Origin of the sequence: Rhodococcus sp. CX, assembly GCF_015865005.1 — a bacterium.
Classification (GTDB): Bacteria; Actinomycetota; Actinomycetes; order Mycobacteriales; family Mycobacteriaceae; genus Rhodococcus.
The window spans coordinates 3,452-7,298 of record NZ_JADZGH010000166.1 but is presented as its reverse complement, the minus strand read 5'-3'; the positions used below and the strand labels follow the sequence as shown (position 1 = coordinate 7,298).

Below are 3,847 nucleotides of genomic sequence, written 5' to 3'. Positions count from 1 at the left end.
CCGCCGGTAGAACGCGGCGGGTCCGGTGGCCGTGACCAGGGCGTCGCGCAGGTGCTCGACGTCGAGCGGGGCGCGCAGCGCGGCCGGATCTGTCGAGGCGGGACGAGGGGATTGCGGGTCCGGGGACATGCTCACAGCCTAGGGCCGGATGGCGCCGCGCCGGTGCTGCGAAAACGTACTGGCCGGTAGCTTCAGTTCAATGATTCAACACAACTGGGAGTCGATTCGGAGCCCTAGTATGACGCTCGCTAAGCTGACTGGCCATGACCACTGTCCAGGAGCCGTCCGCGCCCGAGGCGGCGAGTACGCCCGATATCCACACCACCGCCGGCAAGCTGGCAGACCTGCGCAATCGTCAGGCCCAGGCCCACGCCCCGAGCGGTGAGGCTGCCATCGAGAAGGTCCACGCGAAGGGCAAGCTCACCGCCCGCGAGCGTATCCACGCTCTGCTCGACGAGGGCTCGTTCGTCGAACTCGACGCCCTCGCACGGCACCGCAGCACCAACTTCGGCCTGGCCGACAACCGTCCCGTCGGCGACGGTGTCGTCACCGGCTACGGCACCATCGACGGTCGCGATGTGTGCGTGTTCTCCCAGGACGCGACGGTCTTCGGCGGCAGCCTCGGTGAGGTCTACGGCGAGAAGATCGTCAAGGTCATGGACCTGGCCCTGCGCACGGGCCGTCCGCTGATCGGCATCAACGAGGGCGCCGGCGCCCGCATCCAGGAAGGCGTCGTCTCGCTCGGCCTGTACGGCGAGATCTTCCACCGCAACGTGCAGGCCTCCGGCGTGATCCCGCAGATCTCGCTGATCATGGGCCCCGCCGCCGGTGGTCACGTGTACTCCCCCGCCCTGACCGACTTCGTGGTGATGGTCGACCAGACCAGCCAGATGTTCGTCACCGGTCCCGACGTCATCAAGACCGTCACCGGCGAGGACGTCACCATGGAGGACCTCGGCGGCGCGCACACCCACATGGTCAAGTCGGGTGTCGCGCACTACGTCGCCGACGGCGAACAGGACGCCCTCGACTACGTCAAGGACCTGCTGTCCTACCTGCCGTCGAACAACCAGGCCGCGGCTCCGCGCCTGGCCCCGACCGACCCGATCCTCGGGTCCATCGAGGACTCGCTCACCGACGAGGACCTCGAGCTCGACACGATCATCCCGGACTCGGCGAACCAGCCGTACGACATGCACGAGATCATTCGTCGCCTGCTCGACGACGACGAGTTCCTCGAGGTGCAGGCCGAGCGCGCCGCCAACGTCATCGTCGGTTTCGGCCGCATCGACGGCCGCAGCGTCGGCATCGTCGCGAACCAGCCCACCCAGTTCGCCGGCTGCCTCGACATCGACGCCTCCGAGAAGGCGGCCCGGTTCGTGCGGACCTGCGACGCGTTCAACGTGCCGATCATCACCCTGGTCGACGTCCCGGGCTTCCTGCCGGGTACCGAGCAGGAATACAACGGCATCATCCGCCGCGGCGCCAAGCTGCTGTACGCGTACGGTGAGGCCACCGTCGGCAAGATCACCGTCATCACCCGCAAGGCCTACGGCGGCGCGTACGACGTCATGGGTTCCAAGCACATGGGTGCCGACGTGAACCTGGCGTGGCCGACCGCGCAGATCGCCGTCATGGGTGCCTCCGGCGCCGTCGGCTTCGTCTACCGCAAGCGCCTTCTCGAAGCCGCCAAGAACGGCGAGGACGTCGATGCGCTGCGCCTCGAACTGCAGAACGAGTACGAGGACACCCTGGTGAACCCGTACGTCGCGGCCGAGCGCGGATACGTCGACGCGGTCATCCCGCCGTCGCACACCCGCGGCCAGATCGTGTCCGCATTGCGACTGCTCGAGCGCAAGATGGTTTCGCTTCCGCCGAAGAAGCATGGGAACATTCCGCTGTGACCGCCGTGACGGAGGAAAAGATCATCACCGACATCGACTCGACCGAAGCATCCGACGCCCCTCTCGAGGACGTCGTGGTCGAAGCTGCCGGTGAGAACTCGGCACCGGAGCCCGTGACTGCCGAGGCGGTAGTCGAGACCGCGGCTGCCCTGCGCATCGTGAAGGGCAACCCGACCGACGAGGACATCGCCGCGCTCGTGTGCGTGCTCGCCGCGGCTTCCTCGGGCGCCGAATCCGAAGGCGACGGCCGTCCCGCGGAGACGTGGGGCGACCCGACCCGGATGCATCGCCAGTGGGCGCCGTTCTCGCCGTATTCGTACCCGAACCTCGGCTGAGATGACCCGATTGGTGCTCGCGTCGGCGTCGCCGGCACGGCTGTCCGTGCTGCGCGCCGCCGGCGTGGAACCGCTCGTGCTGGTGTCGGGGGTCGACGAGGACGCGATCGTCGCGTCGCTCGGCCCCGACACCGCGCCCGAGGTCGTGGTCACCGAACTCGCCCGCGCCAAGGCCGCCGACGTGGTGCCCCGGCTGAGCGGTGACGGCGTGGACGACGCAGTGGTCGTCGGGTGCGATTCGATGCTGCACGTCGACGGACGGTTGCAGGGCAAGCCCGGCACCGCCGAGGTCGCGCGGGCCCGCTGGCGCTCGATGGCCGGCCGCAGCGCCGACCTGCTCACCGGGCACAGCCTGCTGCGGGTCCGCGACGGTGAGATCGTCGCGGAAGCCTCCGCGCACAGCGGCACGACCGTCTATTTCGGCACCCCCACCGACGACGAACTCGAGGCCTACCTCGCGAGCGGCGAACCCCTCCAGGTCGCGGGTGCCTTCACCCTCGACAGCCTCGGTGGCTGGTTCATCGAGCGTCTCGAAGGCGACCCGTCGTCGGTCATCGGCATCGGTCTGCCGCTCGTTCGGCGGCTCCTCGGCGAGGTCGGAGTTTCCGTCGCCGACCTCTGGTCCACGTCCGCGAAGTCGACGGGAACCGTCACCCGCTAGCGAAGGGCCGCCGGACCCCGCGTTCCAACGACCGCGCCATCGCCTCGGCCTTGCTCTTGGCCCGCTCGGCGTGAACTCCTGCGAACAGCTCGTCGACCGTCCCGACCCACAGTTCGAGCCACCGTTCGAACCGTGCCGGGGTGAGGCCGTGGTGCGCGTGCAGTGCCCGGTGCACCGGCAGGAAGTTGCCCTCGTACCGCGTGGTGCGGAAGAGGATCTGTTCCCAGAAGTCACCGACGACGAGCAGATGCTCGTCGAGACCGACGATCGCGAGCACCTCGAACACCGGCGCGAGCGTCGGATCGGTGAGGGCGCGTTCGTAGAACCTGCGGACGAGCCGGTCGATGTCGGCGCGATCGGACACGTCGAAGACCGGGGCGCCACTGGAAATCACATCCACCGAACCTACCGCCTAGTATTGACGGCGCACCTGCCACCACTGCCTCAGGAGCCCTCTGTGCCCGTCGAGCCCGACGCCAATCCCTCATTCGCCGCATACGCCGACCCCACTCGCCTGGTGTCGACGGAATGGCTGTCCGCCCACCTCGGACATCCCGAGGTGAAGGTCGTCGAATCCGACGAGGACGTGCTGCTCTACGACGTCGGCCACATTCCCGGCGCCGTGAAGATCGACTGGCATCTGGACCTGAACGACCCGGTCACCCGCGACTACATCGACGGTGCCGCGTTCGCCGACCTGATGAACCGCAAGGGCATTCGCCGCACCGACACCGTCGTGATCTACGGCGACAAGTCGAACTGGTGGGCCGCCTACGCGCTGTGGGTCTTCACGCTGTTCGGCCACGAGGACGTGCGCCTGCTCGACGGCGGCCGCGACGCGTGGATCTCCGAGAACCGCGACACAACCTTCGACGTCCCGTCCACCACCACGACCGGATACCCGGTGGTTGCGCGCAACGACGCCCCGATCCGGGCCTTCAAGGACG

At 68.3% G+C, this 3,847-nt stretch carries 5 protein-coding genes; 4 read left to right on the top strand and 1 reads right to left on the bottom strand.

Translation table 11 applies throughout. The annotated features are described in order from the left end of the window. The first annotated feature begins 263 nt into the window (after positions 1-263). The 3 genes from I0Q12_RS17305 to I0Q12_RS17295 are packed head-to-tail and all read left to right on the top strand — an operon-like array spanning position 264 to position 2,900. Positions 264-1,904 (top strand): acyl-CoA carboxylase subunit beta, encoded by a 1,641-nt coding sequence (locus I0Q12_RS17305; RefSeq protein WP_197253067.1) that lies wholly within the window; start codon positions 264-266, stop codon positions 1,902-1,904. Further along, on the top strand, positions 1,901-2,239 hold the full coding sequence (locus I0Q12_RS34935; RefSeq protein ID WP_197253066.1) for an acyl-CoA carboxylase subunit epsilon: 339 nt from the start codon (positions 1,901-1,903) through the stop codon (positions 2,237-2,239). The genes I0Q12_RS17305 and I0Q12_RS34935 overlap by 4 nt, the downstream gene beginning before the upstream one ends. A 1-nt stretch (position 2,240) precedes the next feature. Next, positions 2,241-2,900 carry a nucleoside triphosphate pyrophosphatase gene (locus tag I0Q12_RS17295; RefSeq protein WP_197253065.1) on the top strand — a complete coding sequence of 220 codons (660 nt, stop codon included), beginning with the start codon at positions 2,241-2,243 and terminating at the stop codon, positions 2,898-2,900. On the opposite strand, the gene I0Q12_RS17290 is transcribed toward I0Q12_RS17295, so the two are convergent. Continuing rightward, positions 2,890-3,300 carry a group III truncated hemoglobin gene (locus I0Q12_RS17290; protein ID WP_307846319.1) on the bottom strand — a complete coding sequence of 137 codons (411 nt, stop codon included), beginning with the start codon at positions 3,298-3,300 and terminating at the stop codon, positions 2,890-2,892. The genes I0Q12_RS17295 and I0Q12_RS17290 overlap by 11 nt on opposite strands. A 57-nt stretch (positions 3,301-3,357) precedes the next feature. Between I0Q12_RS17290 and I0Q12_RS33110 the strand changes: the two genes are divergently transcribed. Then, the coding region (locus I0Q12_RS33110; RefSeq protein ID WP_307846318.1) for a rhodanese-like domain-containing protein at positions 3,358-3,847 on the top strand (490 nt) is incomplete at its 3' end.